The 21490-nt window shown below is 45.3% G+C and carries 18 protein-coding genes; 14 read left to right on the forward strand and 4 right to left on the reverse strand.

What is annotated here, in order from left to right:
• Positions 1–2 precede the first annotated feature (2 nt).
• From gloB to C2756_RS04835, 7 genes are all read left to right on the forward strand, one after another.
• A complete protein-coding gene (gloB, locus tag C2756_RS04805; protein ID WP_215320446.1) occupies positions 3–812 on the forward strand; it encodes a hydroxyacylglutathione hydrolase in 810 nt (269 codons plus the stop codon).
• On the forward strand, positions 812–2245 hold the full coding sequence (locus tag C2756_RS04810) for a transglycosylase SLT domain-containing protein (RefSeq protein ID WP_215320448.1): 1434 nt from the start codon (positions 812–814) through the stop codon (positions 2243–2245). Before gloB ends, C2756_RS04810 begins: the two co-directional genes overlap by 1 nt.
• 28 nt (positions 2246–2273) lie before the next feature.
• The gene (locus tag C2756_RS04815; protein WP_215320450.1) at positions 2274–4157 is read left to right on the forward strand and encodes a propionate--CoA ligase; all 1884 of its coding nucleotides are present in this window, start codon (positions 2274–2276) and stop codon (positions 4155–4157) included.
• Positions 4158–4407: 250 nt separating this feature from the next.
• On the forward strand, positions 4408–5595 hold the full coding sequence (gene carA, locus C2756_RS04820) for a glutamine-hydrolyzing carbamoyl-phosphate synthase small subunit (RefSeq protein WP_215320816.1): 1188 nt from the start codon (positions 4408–4410) through the stop codon (positions 5593–5595).
• On the forward strand, positions 5595–8858 hold the full coding sequence (gene carB / locus C2756_RS04825; protein ID WP_215320453.1) for a carbamoyl-phosphate synthase large subunit: 3264 nt from the start codon (positions 5595–5597) through the stop codon (positions 8856–8858). The genes carA and carB overlap by 1 nt, the downstream gene beginning before the upstream one ends.
• 56 nt (positions 8859–8914) lie before the next feature.
• Positions 8915–9391 (forward strand): transcription elongation factor GreA, encoded by a 477-nt coding sequence (greA, locus tag C2756_RS04830; RefSeq protein WP_215297019.1) that lies wholly within the window; start codon positions 8915–8917, stop codon positions 9389–9391.
• An 8-nt stretch (positions 9392–9399) separates the two neighbouring features.
• Positions 9400–9891 (forward strand): DUF4149 domain-containing protein, encoded by a 492-nt coding sequence (locus C2756_RS04835; RefSeq protein WP_215320455.1) that lies wholly within the window; start codon positions 9400–9402, stop codon positions 9889–9891.
• A 52-nt stretch (positions 9892–9943) separates the two neighbouring features.
• Here C2756_RS04835 and C2756_RS04840 read toward each other — a convergent pair whose 3' ends face one another.
• A complete protein-coding gene (locus tag C2756_RS04840; RefSeq protein ID WP_215297021.1) occupies positions 9944–10570 on the reverse strand; it encodes a YhbY family RNA-binding protein in 627 nt (208 codons plus the stop codon).
• 126 nt (positions 10571–10696) lie between these two features.
• Between C2756_RS04840 and C2756_RS04845 the strand changes: the two genes are divergently transcribed.
• The 4 genes from C2756_RS04845 (at position 10697) to glmM (ending at position 15689) form a co-directional block, all read left to right on the forward strand.
• Positions 10697–11371, forward strand: a complete 675-nt coding sequence (locus C2756_RS04845; protein WP_215320457.1) for an RlmE family RNA methyltransferase — start codon at positions 10697–10699, stop codon at positions 11369–11371.
• 158 nt (positions 11372–11529) lie between these two features.
• Positions 11530–13407 (forward strand): ATP-dependent zinc metalloprotease FtsH, encoded by a 1878-nt coding sequence (gene ftsH / locus C2756_RS04850; protein WP_215297025.1) that lies wholly within the window; start codon positions 11530–11532, stop codon positions 13405–13407.
• Between the two features lie 29 nt (positions 13408–13436).
• Positions 13437–14306, forward strand: coding sequence for a dihydropteroate synthase (gene folP, locus C2756_RS04855; protein WP_251372120.1), 870 nt, complete (start codon positions 13437–13439; stop codon positions 14304–14306).
• 39 nt (positions 14307–14345) lie between these two features.
• Complete coding sequence (glmM, locus tag C2756_RS04860; RefSeq protein ID WP_215320459.1) at positions 14346–15689, forward strand: phosphoglucosamine mutase; 1344 nt, start codon at positions 14346–14348, stop codon at positions 15687–15689.
• A gap of 216 nt (positions 15690–15905) precedes the next feature.
• Here glmM and C2756_RS04865 read toward each other — a convergent pair whose 3' ends face one another.
• The 3 genes from C2756_RS04865 to C2756_RS04875 all read right to left on the reverse strand — a co-directional run bounded on the left by C2756_RS04865 (position 15906) and on the right by C2756_RS04875 (position 18226).
• On the reverse strand, positions 15906–16880 hold the full coding sequence (locus C2756_RS04865) for a hypothetical protein (protein WP_215320461.1): 975 nt from the start codon (positions 16878–16880) through the stop codon (positions 15906–15908).
• Between the two features lie 2 nt (positions 16881–16882).
• Positions 16883–17314, reverse strand: coding sequence for a hypothetical protein (locus C2756_RS04870; protein WP_215320464.1), 432 nt, complete (start codon positions 17312–17314; stop codon positions 16883–16885).
• A gap of 81 nt (positions 17315–17395) precedes the next feature.
• Complete coding sequence (locus C2756_RS04875) at positions 17396–18226, reverse strand: hypothetical protein (RefSeq protein WP_215320466.1); 831 nt, start codon at positions 18224–18226, stop codon at positions 17396–17398.
• Between the two features lie 303 nt (positions 18227–18529).
• Between C2756_RS04875 and pstS the strand changes: the two genes are divergently transcribed.
• The 3 genes from pstS (at position 18530) to pstA (ending at position 21490) form a co-directional block, all read left to right on the forward strand.
• Entirely contained in the window at positions 18530–19552 is a 1023-nt protein-coding gene (pstS, locus tag C2756_RS04880; protein WP_215320468.1) for a phosphate ABC transporter substrate-binding protein PstS, read from the forward strand.
• An 88-nt stretch (positions 19553–19640) separates the two neighbouring features.
• Positions 19641–20627 (forward strand): phosphate ABC transporter permease subunit PstC, encoded by a 987-nt coding sequence (gene pstC, locus C2756_RS04885; protein WP_215320470.1) that lies wholly within the window; start codon positions 19641–19643, stop codon positions 20625–20627.
• Positions 20624–21490, forward strand: a complete 867-nt coding sequence (pstA, locus tag C2756_RS04890; RefSeq protein ID WP_215320472.1) for a phosphate ABC transporter permease PstA — start codon at positions 20624–20626, stop codon at positions 21488–21490. Before pstC ends, pstA begins: the two co-directional genes overlap by 4 nt.

Here is a 21490-nt window from a genome sequence, read left to right on the forward strand (position 1 = left end):
TTATGGATAAGAATACTTTATTGCAAGTTTGGCCGATCCCGGCCTTTGATGACAACTACATCTGGTGCATCCATGATGGAAAGTCAGCCTTGGTGGTTGATCCGGGCGATTCTGGTCCTGTTCTGGATTACCTCTCAAAGTCTGAGCTGACGCTAAAAGGCATTCTGATTACCCATCATCATGCGGACCATACTGGTGGCATTCTCAACTTATTGAATGCATTGGGTCCCCAGATACCGGTATATGGCCCTGCCGGTAATAATATTCCTGGGCGAACTCAAGTGGCAAAAGAGGGCGATCAGTTTGAGATCGATTCCCCACGTATTAGTCTAAAAGTTTATGAGGTGCCAGGCCATACCCTAAGTCACATCGCTTATTTTGCGGATATGCAATCTAACCTTGTCGAGCCTATGTTGTTTTGTGGCGATACCCTATTTGCTTCTGGGTGCGGACGCTTGTTTGAGGGTACACCAACTCAGATGACAGAGTCTTTAGCCAAGTTTGCTGCACTCCCTAAAAATACATTGGTGTACTGCACCCATGAATACACTTTATCCAACATTCGATTTGCGCTTGCAGTCGAGCCAAATAATGCGAACTTAATCTCTTGGTCAGAGCGTGCGCAGAAACTTCGTCAACAAGGTTTGCCAACGCTACCGACAACAATTGGACAAGAGCTACAAGTAAATCCGTTTATGCGCAGTGATCAGGCGGAGGTGATTGCGTCTGCAAAAGCGGCTTCTCATCAAGCAGATCTTCCGAGTCCAGCGCATGTGCTAGCAGTGATTCGTGCTTGGAAAGATCGATTCTGATGCGTTTGATCTTTGCGGCAATCGCGTTTGCCGTTTTTTTATCAGGCTGTGCCAGCACGGGTGTTTGGTCATCGGATACGCCAGCTAAAACAGGGTCTAAAGCATCCAAGGCTACCTCCGTTAATCTGAAGAATCAGTCTGTTAGTAAGGTGTATGCACCTTCTGATAATTTATGGATACGCATTCGGGATGGCTTTCAAATGGAGCCGATGAATACCCCATTAGAGATTGAGCAAGTTCGCTGGTTAAGTGCTCGACCTGATTATGTTAACCGCTCTATGACACGTTCATCGCGTTATCTTTTTTATATTGTGCAAGAAGTCAATGCGCGCAATATGCCAACCGAAATAGCCTTGCTTCCCTTTGTGGAGAGTGCATTTGTTACCCATGCTAAATCGAGCGCAAAAGCAGTAGGCCTGTGGCAATTTATGCCAGCAACTGGAAAAGATTTTCAATTAACGCAAAACGTCTTTCGCGATGAGCGTAGAGACGTCTTGCAATCCACCGATGCTGCTTTGGATTATTTACAGCGTCTCTATAATCAATTTGGTAGTTGGGAGTTGGCTCTTGCTGCTTATAACTGGGGTGCTGGCAATGTTGCTAAAGCCCAAAAACGCAATCTTGCTGCAGGCCTACCAACGGATTATGAGAGTTTGAACATGCCTCGCGAAACCCGCATGTATGTTCCTAAATTGATGGCCTATCGACAGATTGTTTTAGATCCATCGGCTTATGGCATCGTCTTACCAGAATTAGAAAACCACCCTTACTTTGTTGCGCTAGATGTTGGTAATGATATTGATGTTGCCTTGGCGATTAAGTTGGCGGAAATTCCTGAGGATGAATTTCATAGTCTGAATCCCTCATTTAATAAGCCTGTAATTCTGAGTAATGCTAACCAACAAATTTTGTTGCCGTTCGGCCATGCAGAAATCTTTCAAGAAAATCTCAAGAAGTACACGAAACCCCTTTCTTCTTGGACCGCAGTGAGGATTAGTAAAACTGAAAGCGTTGATCAAGCTGCCAAAACATTAGGCGTCAGTCCAGAGGCGCTAAGACAGGTGAATGCCATTCCGAGTGGTATGCGTATCAAGGCGGGATCTACCGTGATCATTCCTAAGGTTGGTAATCGTTCAGGAGATGTTTCTTCGGCGATGGCAGACAATGCCAGCCTGAGTCTAGTCAAGCCACCGCCACCCACACCGAATTGCCCTAAACCCGCTAAAGGGGTGAAGAATGCCAAAGCAGTGAAATGCGCCCCAGTCAAGCCAAACAAAGGTGTTGAAACGGTTGCTAAGGCTAAATCTCCACAAAAAAATGCTGCATCTCAGCATAAATCCGCATCGACAGGACTTGCAAAATCTGCGAAAAATGTTACTTCAGCGTCCTCAAGCGGTAACCCTAGTGCCAAGGGGGCGAGTAAAAACCCGTAATTTCAGAAACTTTTAGATTAGGTTGACCATGTCTTATAAAGCACATCACGAACGCTCGATCAAAGACCCAGACGGATTTTGGGCTGAGCAGGCTAAATTGATTCACTGGGAAAAGCCCTTCGATCAGGTTCTGAACTACGACAACCCGCCATTTGCAAAATGGTTTGAAGGTGGCCTAACGAATCTTTGCTACAACGCAGTGGATCGTCACTACCAAGTCAACCCAAATCAAATTGCATTAGTAGCGGTTTCTACAGAAACCGATCAAGAGAAGGCGTACACATTTAAAGAGCTCTACGAAGAAGTGAATCGTATGGCTGCTATTTATAAAGCCAATGGCATTAAAAAAGGTGATCGTGTACTGATTTATATGCCGATGATTGCCCAAGCCTGCTTCGCAATGTTGGCTTGTGCCCGTATTGGGGCGATTCACTCAGTAGTATTCGGTGGCTTTGCTTCCCATAGCCTTGCTTCCCGCATTGATGATGCAAAACCAAAAATGGTGGTGACTTCTGAAGCAGGTATGCGTGGCGGTAAAGCCGTGCCTTATAAGCCATTATTGGATGAGGCAATTACTCTCGCCAGCTACAAACCAGAAAAAGTATTGATCGTAAATCGTGGACTGTCTGAGTTCACTACTGTGGCTGGAAGAGACTTGGACTATGCGTCTGAGCGTCAACAACACCTCAACGATATTGTGCCAATTGAATGGGTAGATGCAACGCATCCTTCCTACATTCTGTATACCTCAGGAACGACCGGTAAACCTAAGGGTGTTCAACGTGACACCGGTGGTTACGCAGTGGCATTGATGTCCACCATGAACCATATTTTTTGTGGCAAAGCTGGTGAAACGATGTTCACCACCTCAGACATTGGTTGGGTAGTGGGGCATAGCTACATCATTTATGGCCCATTGCTCAATGGCATGGCAACCATCATGTATGAAGGCACGCCATTGCGTCCTGATGCTGGCATTTGGTGGGAGTTGGTTGCTAGATATAAAGTATCGGTGATGTTCTCCGCACCTACTGCGGTGCGTGTCCTTAAAAAACAAGATCCTGCATTCTTAACCAAGCATGATCTTTCCACATTACGTGCTTTATTCTTGGCTGGTGAGCCACTCGATGAACCAACAGCAAGTTGGATTCATGATGCGATTAAAAAACCAATTGTCGATAATTACTGGCAGACTGAAACTGGTTGGCCAATGTTGGCGATTCAACGTGGCGTAGAAGTGATGCCCCATAAGTTCGGTTCACCAGGCGTGCCATCCTTCGGTTACAACATGAAACTTCTAGATGATGCTAGCTCCGCCGAGTTAGGCCCAGATCAAAAGGGTGTCATCGCGATTGAAGGTCCGCTACCTCCAGGTTGTATGCAAACTGTTTGGGGAGATGACAAACGTTTCGTGAGCACCTATTGGGAAACGATTCCTGGGAAGTTAATTTATTCCACCTTCGACTGGGGTATTAAAGATAAAGATGGTTACTTCTTTATCTTGGGTCGTACTGATGATGTGATTAACGTTGCTGGCCACCGCCTTGGTACACGGGAAATTGAAGAAAGCATCTCTAGTCATCCCAATATTTCTGAAGTTGCGGTAGTTGGTATTGAGGACAAGCTAAAAGGTCAGGCAGCCATTGCCTTTGTGATTCCCAAAGATTCAGCCAAAGCAGAAAATTTAGAAAAAGAGTGCATGAAGACAGTAGATAGCCAGTTAGGAGCGATTGCTCGTCCTGGTCGTGTTTATGTCGTGACCGCATTACCGAAAACCCGTTCTGGCAAGATCGTGCGCCGCGCATTGCAAGCGGTTGCTGAAGGGCGCGATCCGGGTGATATCAGCACTATGGAAGATCAGACCGTGTTGGCTCAAATTAAGACCATCATTGAGCAAGGTGCAGCTCCTTAAACTCCAGCAGTAAAAAACACTTTTTTGAATCTCCCCAGATTTCGGATTTGGGGAGGAGCCACCTCTAAAGCCCATTAGGCTGAGGATTCAAGGGTTTATGGACCAAAACTGGTATGATTGAAAGGTTCGAAACTTATTAAATACCCTAGCGCTTAAAGACACTCACCTCCCGCATAAACAAGCCTCGGGTTAGTCTTTTTAGGGGTTTTGAGCGTCGGATGGAGCAGGGACTGGAGATGGTTTGTCACCCTTGCTTCCTTCTTTTCCTCCTGCCGTGTTGGCTCTAGCCGATGGCACCATATTCCCCGGTTTTAGTATTGGCGCTCCTGGCGAAACTACCGGTGAAGTTGTTTTCAATACCGCCTTAACGGGTTATCAAGAGATCATTACCGATCCAAGTTATTCACGCCAAATCGTGACCTTGACGTACCCTCATATTGGAAATGTCGGCGTAAATCCACAAGATGCTGAATCAGATCAAATTCATGCTGCTGGTCTCGTGATTAAAGATCTACCAAAACGGGTTTCTAATTTCCGCTCTGAGGGGAGTTTAGATAACTACCTCACTAAAGCCGGAGTTGTTGGGATCTCTGGAATCGATACCCGTAAACTTACCCGTATCTTGCGTGTTCAAGGCGCCCAATCTGGCGCTATTGTGGCGGGTAAGTTGGGCGAGGATTACGAGGTCTTGTCTAAAAAGGCGCTTGAGCTAGCTAAAGCCTTTCCTGGAATGTCTGGACTGGACTTAGCCAAAGTAGTGACAACTCCAAAAGCGTATGAATGGCGTGAAGCTGAGTGGGAATTACATGGTCCTGATGACAAACCAGTTTATAGAACTCTGGATAAAACCAAACCCACCAAAAAAGTGGTTGCTTATGACTTTGGCGTGAAGCGCAATATTTTGCGCATGCTTACTGAACGTGGATGCGAGTTGACAGTGGTACCTGCACAAACTTCTGCTGCTGAAGTTTTAGCAATGAATCCCGACGGCGTATTTTTCTCAAACGGTCCTGGAGATCCTGGTCCTTGTGATTACGCAATCGCTGCTGCAAAAGAAATCATTGAAAAAGGCGTACCCACTTTTGGTATCTGCTTAGGCCATCAAATCATGGGCTTGGCAGCAGGCGCTAAAACCCTGAAGATGAAGTTCGGTCACCATGGTGCAAATCATCCAGTGAAGGATTTGGATACTGGCCGTGTTGCTATTACTTCTCAGAATCATGGCTTTGCTGTTGATGCCAATACCTTGCCAGACAATATTCGCGTGACACACGTTTCCTTATTTGATGGATCGTTGCAAGGTTTGGCTTGGAAAGATAAGCCAGCGCTTTGTTTCCAGGGCCACCCTGAAGCATCACCTGGACCGCATGACATCGCCTATTTATTTGATCGATTTGTGGAGCTTATGAATGCTGCCAGCAAGAAGGAGGGCAAATAATGCCTAAGCGTAGCGACATTCAGAGTATCTTGATTATTGGTGCTGGTCCGATTGTGATCGGACAGGCGTGTGAGTTTGACTACTCCGGTGCACAAGCTTGTAAAGCACTACGAGATGAAGGTTACAAAGTCATTCTAGTAAACAGTAATCCTGCAACTATCATGACCGACCCTGAGATGGCTGATGTAACTTATATTGAGCCAATCACTTGGGAGGTAGTAGAGCGCATCATTGCAACCGAAAAACCAGATGCCATCTTGCCAACCATGGGCGGTCAAACTGCTTTGAACTGCGCATTAGATTTGCATCGCCATGGCGTATTAGAAAAATATGGCTGTGAATTAATTGGCGCTTCACCAGAAGCTATTGATAAAGCAGAAGATCGTCAGAAATTTAAAGATGCAATGACCAAGATTGGTCTTGGCTCTGCAAAATCTGGTATTGCTCACTCCATGGATGAAGCAATGGATGTCCAGCAGCGGATTCAACAGGAAACTGGCAGTTCTGGTTTCCCGGTAGTAATACGTCCTTCTTTCACCATGGGCGGTTCAGGTGGCGGTATTGCATATAACCGTGAAGAGTTCGAAGAGATATGCAAACGTGGCCTTGATTTATCCCCAACTCGTGAACTCTTAATTGAAGAGTCGCTGCTTGGTTGGAAAGAGTTTGAGATGGAAGTGGTGCGTGACCGTAACGATAACTGCATCATTGTTTGCTCAATTGAAAACTTAGATCCAATGGGTGTCCACACGGGTGACTCCATTACTGTTGCGCCCGCCCAAACATTGACCGATAAAGAATATCAAATCATGCGCAATGCATCGATTGCGGTTCTCCGTGAAATCGGTGTGGATACTGGTGGCTCAAACGTTCAGTTCTCGATCAATCCAGTGGATGGACGCATGATCGTGATTGAGATGAACCCTCGAGTTTCCCGTTCATCAGCTTTAGCTTCCAAAGCCACTGGCTTCCCGATTGCCAAGATCGCTGCCAAATTAGCAGTGGGTTACACACTGGATGAGCTGAAGAACGACATTACTGGTGGCGCTACTCCAGCATCATTCGAGCCATCGATTGACTACGTAGTCACCAAGATTCCCCGTTTTGCGTTTGAAAAATTCCCACAGGCCGATTCTCGTTTGACAACCCAAATGAAGTCGGTTGGAGAAGTAATGGCTATTGGCCGCACTTTCCAAGAGTCTTTTCAAAAAGCCTTACGTGGCTTAGAGGTTGGTGTTGATGGTTTAGATGAGTTTTCGACAGATCTAGATGACATCATCAATGAAATCAATGAGCCCGGACCTGACCGTATTTGGTACCTTGCTGATGCCTTCCGCATGGGCATGGGTTTAGATGAAATCTATAACGAAACCAAAGTAGACCCTTGGTTTTTAGAGCAAATTGAAGAGCTCATTACGATTGAGACTGAACTTAAGCTACGTAAGATTGATAGTCTCTCAGCTGCAGAACTGCGTTTTGTAAAGCAAAAAGGCTTCTCTGATCGTCGCTTGGCAAAGTTACTGGGAGTTGACGCATCTTCCGTGAGTGCTGCACGTCATCGCTTAAAAGTAGTACCAGTCTACAAGCGAGTAGATACCTGTGCCGCTGAGTTCTCGACCAATACAGCCTATATGTATTCGACATACGAGGCTGAACATGGTGAATGCGAATCTCGTCCCACAAGTAAAGAGAAAATTATGGTCTTGGGTGGCGGCCCTAACCGTATTGGTCAAGGTATCGAATTTGACTATTGCTGTGTGCACGCTGCCTTAGCGATGCGGGATGATGGTTATGAAACCATTATGGTCAACTGCAATCCAGAAACTGTTTCTACTGACTACGATACTTCGGACCGCTTGTATTTTGAGCCCCTCACGCTTGAAGACGTATTAGAAATTGTTGCGAAAGAAAAACCCAAAGGGGTGATTGTCCAATACGGTGGCCAAACGCCTCTGAAACTCGCTTTAGACCTAGAGCGCAATGGTGTACCGATTATTGGCACATCGCCCGACATGATTGACGCAGCGGAAGATCGCGAGCGCTTCCAAAAACTCTTGCAAGACCTAGGTTTGCGTCAACCGCCTAATCGAACTGCACGGGCTGAAGAAGAGGCATTGAAACTTGCCGAAGAAATCGGCTATCCCTTGGTAGTGCGTCCCTCTTATGTATTAGGCGGTCGCGCCATGGAAATCGTTCACGATGGTCGTGATCTTGAGCGTTACATGCGTGAAGCAGTCAAAGTTTCTCATGACTCTCCAGTTTTACTTGATCGCTTCCTCAATGATGCAATTGAGTGCGATGTAGATTGCATTAGCGACGGTCAGAAGGTTTTTATTGGTGGTGTGATGGAGCACATTGAGCAGGCCGGAGTTCACTCAGGTGACTCAGCATGTTCATTACCTCCTTACTCACTCTCCGATGAAACAGTCCAAGAGATCAAACGTCAAACTGCAGCGATGGCTAAAGGTCTCAATGTTATTGGTCTCATGAATGTTCAGTTTGCGATTCAGAACGTAGATGGTAAAGATGTGATTTACGTTTTGGAAGTAAACCCACGGGCATCTCGCACCGTACCGTTTGTCTCTAAGGCAACGGGTTTACAGCTAGCGAAGATTGCTGCTCGTTGCATGGTGGGTCAATCTTTGGAGCAGCAAGGTATCAAGTCTGAAGTAAAGCCTCCATACTTCTCGGTCAAAGAGGCAGTATTTCCATTTAATAAGTTCCCGGGCATTGATCCTATTCTGGGGCCGGAAATGCGTTCGACTGGTGAAGTGATGGGAGTGGGTAAAACCTTTGGTGAAGCACTCTTCAAATCTCAATTGGGTGCTGGCATTAAATTGCCGAAGAGCGGTACTGTGCTCCTGACAGTGAAAGATAGTGATAAGCCCAAGGCAGTTGAGGTGGCTAAGTTATTGCACCAGCTCGGTTTCCCAATGGTGGCTACCAAAGGAACGGCTGCTGCCATTGAGGCTGCTGGTTTGCCAGTACGTGTCGTAAATAAAGTCAAAGACGGTCGTCCTCATATTGTGGATTTCATTAAAAATGGTGAAATCTCCTTGGTGTTCACGACGGTGGATGAGACCCGGACTGCCATCGCTGACTCTAGGTCTATTCGAACTAGTGCTCAAGCAAATGGCGTGACCTACTACACCACCATTAGTGCAGCTCGTGCAGTCATGGATGGATTGCTGGCATCCCAAAACGGCAGCAAAGAGTCCCTCGAGGTGTATTCATTACAAAACTTACATCGGACGCTCATTTAATCTAAAATCCAATTTATAGGCGCGTTTTGCGCCTGTTTTTAAGTTAGGTTAGTAGCATGAGCACAATTCCCATTACTAAGCGTGGTGCAGAACTCCTGAAAGAGGAGTTGCACCGCCTCAAGCATGTCGAACGTCCAGCAGTGATTAATGCCATTTCTGAAGCGCGCGCTCAAGGTGATCTTTCAGAAAATGCTGAGTACGATGCCGCCAAAGAAAAGCAAGGTTTTATTGAGGGCCGCATTCAAGAACTAGAGGGCAAACTCTCTGCTGCTCAAATTATCGATCCTGCAGCATTAGATGTTTCTGGTCGTGTCGTTTTTGGTGCCACAGTTGATCTTGAGGATCTCGAAGACGGCACAAAGTTCACTTATCAAATCGTAGGTGATGATGAAGCAGATATTGCATCAAACAAAATCTCCATTAGCTCTCCGATTGCCCGTGCCTTAATCAGTAAAGAAGAGGGTGATGTGGTTGCTGTGCAAGCTCCTGGCGGCAATCGCGAAGTTGAGATCTTGTCAGTCCGCTATATCTAATTAATATCATGAGCGCTGCTCACTATTTTGGAGCGCAAAGACTCTTTACGCTAATAGCATCATTTTGGATAGGTAGCCTTCTAACCGTTGGCTATTTAGTGGCACCAGCTATCTTTAGTACTTTGACAGATCGTCAAGTTGCCGGAATGGTAGCGGGAGCCATTTTTAGAATTGAAGCGTACTTGAGCATTACCATTTCCATTGCATTATTGGTACTGGCCAATCTCTTGGTTAGACGTGGCCTGAATGCTTATCGCTTGGCTCGTTGGCTTTTGCTAGCAATGTTGCTGTGTTCTTTGCTTGGTGTGCTGGTCTTGATGCCTTGGATGAATACTCTTCGCGATCAAGCTTTAATGCAAGGTATGCCGGTAATGCTTTCGCCCTCCGCCGAACTCTTTGGCAAACTCCATGGAGCCTCTAGTGCGTTGTACTTAATACAGAGCGCACTTGGCATCTATTTAGTCTGGCGCTTAATCGGTTCATATACCAAGCAGCATTAGATTGCTAATAAAAAACGCAGACTAGCGGCGCTCTTTAAGAAAAAATTAAGCTCTAGGAGCCAAGAGATTTTTTCTTATTGCTACTCATGCGAACCTTGCGTCTCTTAATCGGGGCAGGTGCTGCAGCTGCCTTGCGATAGCCAGGTGAAGACCAGCCAATCTTAGACTCAGCAGCTTCTGAGCGAAGAGCGCGCTTCTTAGGTGTTGAAGATTTGACGGCCGCCGCACGTTCAAATGGCGATTTATTAGACGCAGAACGACGATCTGATCTTTCAGAGCTGCTGGTGCGAACACCCGATTTTGCTGGTGCACGATTAGGTTGACGTTTGGTGCGGGGTGCTTGCAAAGTTTTTTTAGTTTGTTTGCTGGAGCGACCTAAATTGGCATAAGCCTCATCAACGATATCTTTTGGTTTCCAAAGCACCAGTAATTTGCCAATGTGCTGCACTGGTGCGGCATCTAATTGCTCGCATAGCTCTTCATAGATTGCGATGCGAGCTTCACGATCATCACCAAATACGCGGACCTTAATTAAGCCATGATGATTGATGGCTAGCTTTGCTTCCTTAATGACTGCTGGGGTAAGGCCGTCCCCGCCAATCATCACCACAGGACTTAAATCGTGTGCATCAGCTTTGAGGGATTTGCGTTGGGCAGGGGTAATAGTCAGTGCTGTCATGGACTTGATGATAGAGCATTGATTGGTAAAAGCGCCTATTTAGACTGGATTTGCTTGGTTTTCAGTCGATTCCTTTTGCTTTAGGGGGCAGAAACTAGGAAAATGTAGGGCGAAAGTGGGTAAGTTGTGGCGAAGAATAAATTTAATAAAAGTTGGTTGCAGGATCATCTGACTGATCCTTATGTGAAGATGGCTCAAAAAGAGGGCTATCGCGCAAGAGCGGTTTATAAGCTCAGTGAAATCGATGAGCAAGATCACCTGATTAAGGCAGGGATGACGATTGTTGACTTGGGTAGCGCCCCTGGCAGCTGGTCTCAATATGCCCGTAACCGTTTGACTGAATTGGGCAAAAGTAATCCTAAGATTGAGTCAGGTAAACCCGATGGCCAAATTATTGCGATTGATATCTTGCCAATGGAAGATATTGCTGATGTGAGCTTTATCCAGGGCGATTTTCGTGAGGAAGAGGGTCTTGCAGCGCTAGAAGTTTTATTGCCAAAAAATGCAGAAGGCAAGGTTGATCTTGTTCTCTCGGATATGGCCCCCAATCTTTCGGGGGTCGGCGTGGCTGATGCTGCCCGCATGGCCTTTTTGGCAGAGATTGCACTCGACTTTGCAGTTGATCACCTTAAGCCTGAGGGTGCCCTACTGATTAAATGCTTCAATGGCAGCGGCTATAGCCAGATCGTGGAATCATTCAAAAAGGTCTTCAAAACCGTTGCCTCTAGAAAGCCCAAGGCGTCTAGGGCCAAGTCTTCAGAGATCTTTCTCTTGGGAAGAAACCTGAAATCTCCTAAATAAGGGAGCAATTCGTCCTAGAATAGTCCAATAACCCCCTGAAATGCATGGGTTTATCAAATAAACATCCCATTAGCTCTTGAAAAAGGCTGGTAGTAGAATCAAATACTTATGTAGCGATTCGCTTTAACTCCTGGTTCACTCCAGAAAAGGACTCAATTTTGAACAGCAATATGTTCCAAAAAATCGGTGTGTGGCTCATTGTGGGCTTGGTGCTTTTTACTGTTTTTAAACAGTTTGATAAGCCTAAGGACCAGAATCAGGTTACCTATTCCCAATTTATGGATGACGCCAAATCCGGCAAGGTGAAGCGCGTTGATGTACAAGGTCGCACATTGCAGGTAACTCCTGCGGATGGTAATAAATATTCCATCATCTCTCCAGGTGATATTTGGATGGTGGGTGACTTAATGAAGTATGGCGTACAAGTGACTGGTAAAGCAGAAGATGAACCGAATATGCTGGTTTCTGCTTTGTACTATCTTGGACCTACTTTATTAATTATTGGTTTCTGGTTTTTCATGATGCGCCAAATGCAAGGTGGCGGTAAAGGTGGTGCATTCTCCTTTGGTAAGTCGAAGGCACGCCTCATTGATGAGAACAGCAACACCGTTACCTTCGCCGATGTTGCGGGTTGCGATGAAGCAAAAGAAGAAGTATTTGAGTTGGTCGACTTCTTAAAAGATCCGCAGAAATTCCAAAAGCTTGGTGGACGTATTCCCCATGGCGTCTTGCTTGTTGGCCCTCCTGGTACTGGTAAGACCTTATTAGCGCGAGCGATTGCGGGTGAAGCGAAAGTTCCTTTTTTCTCAATTTCAGGATCTGATTTCGTAGAAATGTTTGTGGGCGTTGGTGCATCTCGCGTGCGTGATATGTTTGAAAACGCCAAGAAGAATTCTCCATGCATCATCTTTATTGACGAGATCGATGCAGTAGGTCGTCATCGTGGTGCTGGTATGGGCGGTGGTAATGACGAGCGCGAACAAACCTTGAATCAAATGCTGGTTGAGATGGATGGCTTCGAAAGCAATAGCGGCGTGATCGTGGTTGCCGCAACTAACCGTTCAGACGTGCTAGATAAAGCCTTATTGCGTCCAGGTCGTTTTGACCGCCAAGTGCATGTTGGCTTGCCAGATATACGTGGTCGCGAGCAGATCTTGCAAGTACATATGCGTAAGGTTCCGATTGACCCAGATGTGAATGCTGCAGTATTGGCCCGTGGCACTCCCGGCTTCTCTGGTGCTGACTTGGCGAATCTAGTAAATGAAGCTGCTTTGTTTGCTGCACGCCGTAATAAGCGTTCAGTCGATATGAAAGATTTTGAAGACGCTAAAGACAAGATCTACATGGGTCCTGAGCGTAAGTCTGCTGTGATGCGTGAAGAAGAGCGTCGCAATACGGCGTATCACGAGTCTGGTCATGCGGTAGTTGCTAAAGTGCTGCCTAAGGCTGACCCTGTGCATAAAGTGACCATCATGCCACGTGGTATGGCATTAGGCGTGACCTGGCAGTTACCTGAATTTGATCGTGTAAATCTTTATAAAGATCGCATGTTGGAAGAGTTGGCAATTTTGTTCGGTGGTCGTGCTGCTGAAGAGATCTTTTTGCATTCTATGAGTACTGGTGCTTCTAATGACTTTGAGCGTGCCACCAAAATGGCCCGCGATATGGTTACTCGTTACGGTATGAGTGATAGTCTCGGCACGATGGTGTATGTCGATACTGAATCAGAAAGTATTTTTGGTCGCAACAGTACTAAAACGGTTTCTGAGTTGACACAGCAAAAAGTGGATGCAGAAATTCGGATGCTGATTGATAGCCAATATGCCTTAGCAAGATCAATCCTCGAGCAAAACCGCGATAAAGTTGAAGCGATGGTAGCCGCATTGCTAGAATGGGAAACCATTGATGCTGAACAAATCAACGACATCATGGAAGGTCGTCCACCACGGACGCCTAAGCCACCACCTGCAACCCAGTTCGGTAACTCGGCTGGTACACCAGGTCCAGCAACGGGTAGTGCCCCAGCAACAGCATAAATATCAGTTTTAGTTAACAGGCTGTCTTTATGGACAAACAAGGCATGCAGTTAATGCCCACAACATGGCGTTGTGGGCGTTTTCTTTTTAACTTTCATCAACGCAAGCGTCCCCTCGTGATGGGGATTCTGAATACCACACCGGATTCGTTTTCTGATGGTGGCAAATTTAGAACAGCAAAAGATGCATTGGCCCAAGCAGAGCTAATGATCACAAATGGCGTTGATCTGATTGATATTGGTGGTGAGTCGACTAGACCAGGTGCTGAACCTGTTTCTCTTCAAGAGGAATTAGATCGCGTATTGCCTGTTATCGAGGGTTTAAAGGATTGCGGCGTGCCGCTATCAATTGATACCTACAAAGCTGAAACGATGCGTCAAGCGTTAAGGACGGGTGTAGATTGCGTCAATGATATTTGGGCATTGAGGCAAGAAGGTGCAATAGATGCCGTGCTAGAGCATGCTAATTGCGGCATGGTCTTAATGCATATGCAACGTGACCCTCTCACAATGCAATTTAATCCGGAATATCAAGATGTGATTGCAGAGGTGAAGCAATTTCTTCAAGAACGGGCTGAATTATTACAAGCAAATGGTGTCGAGCGAAACAGAATAGCTATAGACCCAGGCTTTGGATTTGGTAAAAGTCTTGAACATAATTTGCATATGCTTTCTCAATTTCAAGCATTCTCAACACTGGGCTATCCCGTCCTTGCGGGGATATCCCGCAAATCAATGATTGGCAAAATTACTGGTAAAGATGCAAACGATCGGGTTGCCCCTAGTATTGCAGCAGCGATCACGGCTGCTGATCGAGGCGCCAATATTATTCGTGTGCACGACGTTGCCGAAACGGTTGACGCCTTAAAGCTTTGGGAGGCCATAAACACCCAGACTTAGATCTAAAAATCTAAAGTTCTGAGTTTTATAATGATATTTATGAAAAAACAATACTTTGGCACTGATGGTATTCGCGGCGAAGTAGGCACCTTTCCGATAGTTCCAGAATTCATGACCCGCCTAGGCTATGCCGCTGGCATGGTATTGAATCAGGATATCAAAGCAGGTGAGCGTTGCAAAGTGCTGATCGGCAAAGATACCCGCGTATCGGGTTACTTGCTTGAAGCGGCCCTAGAGGCTGGCTTTGCTGCTGCAGGTGTTGACGTTCTGTTATGCGGCCCCATTCCAACTCCGGGCGTTGCCTATCTCACGAAAGCTTTGCGTCTTTCTGCAGGCATTGTGATCTCTGCATCACACAATCCCTATCAAGATAATGGGATTAAATTCTTTTCCGCTAATGGCGATAAGTTATCGGATGAGTTTGAACTATTAATTGAGGCTGAGCTAGAAAAAACCATGGGGTGCGTAAACTCCAAAGAATTGGGAAAAGCCTATCGCTTGGACGATGCAGCAGGGCGCTATATTGAGTTTTGCAAGTCTACCTTTCCAGGCGAATTAAATCTTAAAGGTTTGAAGCTGGTAGTGGACTGCGCCAATGGCGCTGCGTATCACACTGCACCTCATGTATTTCATGAGCTTGGTGCCGAAGTCATCTCTATTGGCGTTAACCCAGATGGACGCAATATTAATGATGGATGTGGAGCTACAGCACCAGCAGCCTTGATTGCTAAAGTTAAAGAAGTGAATGCTGATATCGGTATCGCCCTTGATGGTGATGCAGATCGCTTGCAAATGGTAGACGCTACCGGTCGCCTCTTCAATGGCGATGAGTTGCTCTATGTCTTGGCAAAAGATCGCCTAGATCGTGGCCAAAAGCTGGGCGGGGCAGTAGGCACCCTCATGACAAATTTAGCCGTTGAGAATGCTATTAAAGGACTTGGCATTCACTTTGAGCGTGCCAATGTTGGCGATCGTTATGTTTTGGAATTACTCAAGCAAAGAGGCTGGATCATTGGCGGTGAGGGATCTGGACACTTACTTTGCTTAGATCAACACTCCACAGGTGATGGCACGATCGCAGCATTGCAAGTCCTAGCGGCCATGAGTCAGAACAAGAAGAGTCTTGCCCAACTGCTGGAAACAGTGAAGATTTTCCCGCAAGTACTCTTGAATGTGAAATTCAAACCAGGGTACAACTGGAAGTCGGATGAATCTCTACAGCAGCAGATTGCTAAAGTAGAAAATGATCTCAAAGATACTGGCAGGGTATTGATTCGGGCATCTGGCACTGAGCCTCTCTTGAGGGTCATGGTCGAAACCAAAGATGCTGATGTTGCCATGAGTGCTGCAAAGAGTATTTCAGATCTAGTGCCTACAATTTAGTCATACATCATCATCGCTAATTCTGAATTTGGTTACCTATGGGCTGTTAGTGCAAACTTATCGTAACCAGTAACGAGAGAATTGCACCACATCTCCCATAAGTAGATCTCCACTCTACAAACGAAATATGACACGTGTGTGTGGATTGCGTGATATTTCATGCAGTGATACGAATCTGATGCAGGATATCAAAAAATATGTCTTAGGTCTTAGGTCTTAGGTCCTAGGAAGACTCATATTCTGCCTTAACAGAATTGGCGTGAAACTAAATGGTTGCTCAGACTTAGGATTGACTTGGACTTTAACTGCTTGGACTTGTTCGGCACCCATTACCTCTAGGCGCAGAACATTTTCGACGACGTGTTTTTGGTCTATGGTTTTTAATGGCTGGTCTATGATGAGTCGATGGCTATCGCCATGGATTAAGAGAACGGGCTTCTTAAACTCCTGCGCATGTTTGCTGAGCGTGTGCAAGGTATCTCGATAGCCGCTTTCCGCATGAGTTGCTTGCGTAGGGGTATAAAACATATCGGCCTGATAGCAAAAGACAATGCCTAAATAGCCCTTCATCGAGGCAAGTGCAAAAGCACTTTGTATCCAATCTAGATTAGCTTGGTTTCGTTCATAGTATTCCGCTTTGGATCGTTCATCTCGCTCAAAATTATTATTGGATCCAGGGATATGGAGATTGACAAAGAGAAAATGATTTTTAACCCAGTAAGCATTCTCAACGAACTTTTTATTTTTAGGATCTACATCGGCTTGTCTGGTGAGATCAAGCGTTTGTTTGCCCAGACTCTTAGAGGTATTAAAGAAGATGTATCTGAGCTTATCTAGTCGCTCAATGGGATCATAAGAACCAGCGAGCGGTCTATGACAATCGGTCCATTCATTATCACCAAGGCTGTAAATGAGAGGAGAGATAAATTGATTGAAATAGGCCTTAACTTTCTGATTGTATTCATCGCTACAAGGAGTGGAGCCCGATTTTGTATCACCGATAAAGATGCTAAAGCTCGGTTTGGTTTTATTAATCTCGGAAATCAATCTCTCATAGCGAACATCATCTTCCGGAAGAGAGTAGGGCATGTCACCTAAAGCGACAAATTGAAAAGGCTCAAATGATTGGGCAGAGATAACGCCCGAGCAGGCGATGAACAGCCCAACTAAAAACGCTTTAAACAATCGCATATTTATTTGTGAGAGATAGGTGCATCAGTTAATTCCTTAATTTCCAGCTCGCCAAATATATAGGATTCTAAGCTACAGTGTTTCCAGCCGAGATCGTGAAAGACATCCGCATAATTCTTAGAATATTTGCGGTTACTTTGGTAAAAGATATCCGTGAGCTCATCTTGCTCATCTTCCCCGACAGTATCGGAAAAGTAAATCACTTTCTCTCCACCGTAAGTCTTGCTGATTGCGCCACCAGGAATATCATCGACGCAAATCCCAATATTAGGATCGTAAGCCTTAATGAAGGATGGCTTGATGCTGGTTAAAACGGAGCCTAATTTCCAAACTGTTCCACACTTAATCTCTTTATTTTCTTGCTGGAAGATATTGCGTTCTACTAAGGAGCCCATCTCTAGGGGAATGATTTGATAGTAAATGGCAGACTCCAATTCAATGCATTAATGGTTAGAGTGATTTTGCTATGCGATTGTGACAATTTTGTAGCCGTTAAAAATAGATGTCGAGCTTACTCAGAATCTCCAAGTGATTCCGACTTCGCTACGTGTGGCGCTAGCTTGTTGCGATGCAAAAGTTTGACTGTAATTCATGCCGGTACGCATATAAGAAAGTCCTAAATCCAGGCTCTCAGTAAGAGAGTAAATTCCTGCGATCAAGGCGTAATGACTGACATATTGTTCAACTGTCGGCGGGTTTGTTGTTACTCCAAGATCCAGTGCAATTTTCAAATCTTTGCTGATGGACCAAACAGGCGCTACTGAAACTAGAAATATGTTCGTGCGATTATTATCGGTAGCAAACCCTACGCTGTAATTGATGTTGTAGGGCGATCGCATATACATCGCATTGATATGAACTTCTATGTCATGCCAGTATTTTGAGGCGATAAAGTTCATTCCATAATTGAAGGCTGCTAAGCCTAGTCCAGCCACTTGTTGCTGTTTGCCGGCCGGCAATACGACCGTGGGCTTAACGGCAAAGGCATAACCTAGTTGCTCGTCCTCATAAAACCGCCATTTACTTGCAAGGACATAGTTGGCAAACTTTGCGTAATATCCACTAGGTTGGTTGTAGTAGGTAGTAGAAACTGAGGCCTCAAATTGATCGCTTAAGCCACGGGTATAGGTAAAAGGAAAGGCTTTTGCATCTGTTCTGCCCGTATATTCCTCACCAGGCGTGGTCACGTCTGCTTGTTGATTGCCGCCATTACGATTAATCGAGAAAAAATACTGCTCTATTTGATTGCCACCAGCTTTTACCGTACCTGCATCATCCGTATTCAATGGTTCAAATCCATGGGACAGCATTGGGAGAAGCAGAAGAGCAAAGCAAAGGCGTTTCATGAGAATCTTGCAGGACGTACTAATGATTTAAAGATTTTTATAGTCCAATTCCATGTCATTTAGATGTCTGGTGCTTAGGGAGTTCTTTTGCTTCTCTTTGCTTGAAAAACATGCATAAAACAAGGTGCTTCAAGTCATTCATGATCATTTTCTGACCGAGTAATGAGTTTAATCAATATTCTGCAAGATATTGATTAATATAGATATTATCTGTAAACGTTGGCTTGTCACTAAATCGTCATAGTGAAAACGTATCGTCAATCCATCGCAATGTTGCGTTATTTCAATATCAGGACTAATCACATGAAATCTTTTTTGAAAAAGGCACTCGTTATTGGCGCTATTTCACTTGCTCCAGCAGCATTTGCTGTGGACATGACCGGTGCAGGCGCAACTTTCCCATATCCTATTTATGCTAAGTGGGCTGAAGCCTTCAAGGCCAAAACGGGTTCTAACTTGAACTATCAATCTATTGGTTCTTCTGGCGGCATCAAGCAAATCAAAGCAAAAACAGTTGATTTCGGCGCCACTGATAATCCAGTCAAATTTGATGAACTCGAAAAAGATGGCATGGTTCAGTTCCCAGCCATTATTGGCGGCGTTGTTCCAGTGATTAACGTGGATGGTGTGAAGCCAGGCGAGATCAAATTAGACGGACCAACATTGGCAGACATTTTCCAAGGCCTTATTTCTGATTGGGGTGATAAGCGTATCGCCATCATGAACCCAGGCGTTAAGATTCCTTCTGGTCCAATCACGGTAGTGACCCGTGCAGACGGTTCTGGTACTACTGCAATTTTCACTGACTACTTAGCAAAGACTAGTACTTTGTTTAAGGATTCAGTTGGCTCTGGTGCTAACGTGAAGTGGCCTGCAGCCTCTACAGTTGGCGGTAAAGGCAATGAAGGTGTTGCTGCAAACGTGACCCGCGTGAAGAACTCGATTGGCTATGTTGAGTACGCCTATGCCAAGAAAAATAAAATGACCTTTATTTCTTTGAAAAACAAAGATGGAAATTATGTTTCTCCTGATGACCTCACTTTTGCTGCAGCTGCAGCTGGAACTGACTGGTCAACTATTCCAGGTATGGGTACATTTATTACCAATGCTCCTGGTGCTAAATCATGGCCAATCACTGGCGCATCTTTCATCCTGCTTTATAAGAATCCTGAAAATAAGGCAAATGCTGCTGAGGTGATCAAGTTCTTCGACTTTGCCTTCAAAGATGGCAAAAAAATGGCAGAAGAGTTGGATTACGTTCCAATGCCAGACAAGACTACTGAATTCATTCGCAAGAATGTGTTTACGAAGGTTGTAACTAAGTAAGGTTTGATGCTTGTTTTCTTAATCAATCATTCATGAGCAGCTCCACAACTTTGTGGAGCTGTTTCAATATTTAAATAAGCCAATCTCAATGGACATTACTCAGTCTCACTCGGCACCTACGCCGCAAGCTCTAAAAATCGCGAAGTTACAGCGAGTTCAGGATTTCTTATTCCATGCAGTCACGCAATTCTTTGCGGTGTCAGTTTTAATTGCATTGATGGGAATATTGATCTCTTTGGTGATGAATGCTTGGCCAGCCTTGCATACATTTGGCCCAGGATTCTTTTTCTCACAAGAGTGGGATGTTGTTAATGGTGAGTTTGGTGGACTGATTGCAATTTATGGCACAGTAATTACCTCATTAATTGCCCTGTTGATAGCCGTTCCTTTGAGCTTCGGCATTGCTGTCTTCTTAACAGAGTTATGCCCAGGTCCACTTCGCAGACCATTGGGAACAGCAGTTGAATTATTGGCTGCAGTGCCATCCATCATTTATGGCATGTTTGGCTTATTTATTTTTGCTCCTTTATTTGCTGAATATATTCAACCAGTATTAGCTGGTACCTTAGGACAAGTTCCTGGTTTCGGAATCTTATTTTCTGGCGCCTTTAATGGCATTGGTATTCTTTGTGCAGGTTTGATCTTGGCAATGATGATTCTCCCTTTTATTGCCTCTGTCATGCGCGATGTGTTTGAAATCGTGCCACCAGTTCTCAAAGAATCAGCGTATGGCATTGGTTGTACTACTTGGGAAGTGGTTAAGAATGTTGTGTTGCCCTATACCAAGGCTGGCGTGATCGGTGGCGTGATGTTGGGATTAGGTAGGGCGCTTGGCGAAACGATGGCTGTTACCTTCGTCATCGGTAATGCACATCGCTTATCAGCTTCTTTATTCTCCCCAGGCACTTCGATTGCTTCAACTTTGGCCAATGAATTTGGCGAGGCTGAAGCTGGTAACCATTTATCTTCTTTGTTTGCCCTAGGCTTGGCGCTGTTCATTATTACCTTCGTTGTTTTAGCGTGCGCAAAGTGGATGCTAAATAATATGGAGAAGAAGCAGGGCTTGAAAACATGAACAATTCTTCCAACATCGATAAAAGCATCTTTGCCAAACGTAAAAGAGCCAATAAAATTGGTCTTACCTTGTCTATGGGTGCCATGCTCCTAGGAATGATCTTCCTTTTTTGGATTCTGGGTGTTTTGTTATTTAAGGGCTTTTCAGCCATTGATTTGAGTCTGTTCACTCATAGCACGCCAGCTCCTGGTTCAGAAGGTGGTGGACTGGCTAATGCAATCGTTGGCAGTCTTCTATTGGTAGGAACCTGTACCTTGGTCAGTACCCCCATTGGTGTTCTAGCAGGTCTGTATTTGTCTGAATACGGTGATCGCAGCCGTGTTGCGGCAGTGACCCGCTTTGTAACCGACATTATGTTATCTGCACCATCGATTGTGATTGGCTTGTTCGTCTATGCCTTTATTGTGGCGCAAGCAAGGCACTTTTCTGGCTGGGCAGGTACTGTAGCTCTTGCTCTGATTGCGATACCTGTTGTGGTTCGCACTACTGAAAATATGTTGCGTTTAGTACCAGGCAGTTTACGTGAGGCAGCTTATGCATTGGGTACACCCAAGTGGAAGGTAGCTTTTATGATTACTTTGCGGGCAGCGCAAAGTGGTATCATGACTGGTATCTTGCTAGCCTTAGCACGTGTAAGTGGTGAAACAGCCCCATTGCTCTTCACAGCACTGAATAATCAATTTTTCTCAACCAATATGAATGCGCCTATGGCCAATTTGCCAGTGGTGATTTTCCAATTTGCCATGAGTCCTTATGACAACTGGGTTGAGCTTGCCTGGGGTGGTGCCTTGCTGATCACGTTTGCCGTTCTCGGCTTAAATATTTTGGCACGCGTTGTATTCCGAGAGAAGGTCCAAGGATGA

Origin of the sequence: Polynucleobacter sp. UB-Siik-W21, from assembly GCF_018687415.1 — a bacterium.
Classification (GTDB): domain Bacteria; phylum Pseudomonadota; class Gammaproteobacteria; order Burkholderiales; family Burkholderiaceae; genus Polynucleobacter.

Bases quoted from the DNA above. Each gene is read 5' to 3' on its own strand.
- gloB (WP_215320446.1), top strand. From the start codon at position 3: ATGGATAAGAATACTTTATTGCAAGTTTGGCCGATCCCGGCCTTTGAT.
- C2756_RS04810 (WP_215320448.1), top strand. From the start codon at position 812: ATGCGTTTGATCTTTGCGGCAATCGCGTTTGCCGTTTTTTTATCAGGC.
- C2756_RS04815 (WP_215320450.1), top strand. From the start codon at position 2,274: ATGTCTTATAAAGCACATCACGAACGCTCGATCAAAGACCCAGACGGA.
- carB (WP_215320453.1), top strand. From the start codon at position 5,595: ATGCCTAAGCGTAGCGACATTCAGAGTATCTTGATTATTGGTGCTGGT.
- greA (WP_215297019.1), top strand. From the start codon at position 8,915: ATGAGCACAATTCCCATTACTAAGCGTGGTGCAGAACTCCTGAAAGAG.
- C2756_RS04835 (WP_215320455.1), top strand. From the start codon at position 9,400: ATGAGCGCTGCTCACTATTTTGGAGCGCAAAGACTCTTTACGCTAATA.
- C2756_RS04840 (WP_215297021.1), bottom strand. From the start codon at position 10,570: ATGACAGCACTGACTATTACCCCTGCCCAACGCAAATCCCTCAAAGCT.
- folP (WP_251372120.1), top strand. From the start codon at position 13,437: ATGGACAAACAAGGCATGCAGTTAATGCCCACAACATGGCGTTGTGGG.
- glmM (WP_215320459.1), top strand. From the start codon at position 14,346: ATGAAAAAACAATACTTTGGCACTGATGGTATTCGCGGCGAAGTAGGC.
- C2756_RS04865 (WP_215320461.1), bottom strand. From the start codon at position 16,880: ATGCGATTGTTTAAAGCGTTTTTAGTTGGGCTGTTCATCGCCTGCTCG.
- C2756_RS04875 (WP_215320466.1), bottom strand. From the start codon at position 18,226: ATGAAACGCCTTTGCTTTGCTCTTCTGCTTCTCCCAATGCTGTCCCAT.
- pstS (WP_215320468.1), top strand. From the start codon at position 18,530: ATGAAATCTTTTTTGAAAAAGGCACTCGTTATTGGCGCTATTTCACTT.
- pstC (WP_215320470.1), top strand. From the start codon at position 19,641: ATGGACATTACTCAGTCTCACTCGGCACCTACGCCGCAAGCTCTAAAA.
- pstA (WP_215320472.1), top strand. From the start codon at position 20,624: ATGAACAATTCTTCCAACATCGATAAAAGCATCTTTGCCAAACGTAAA.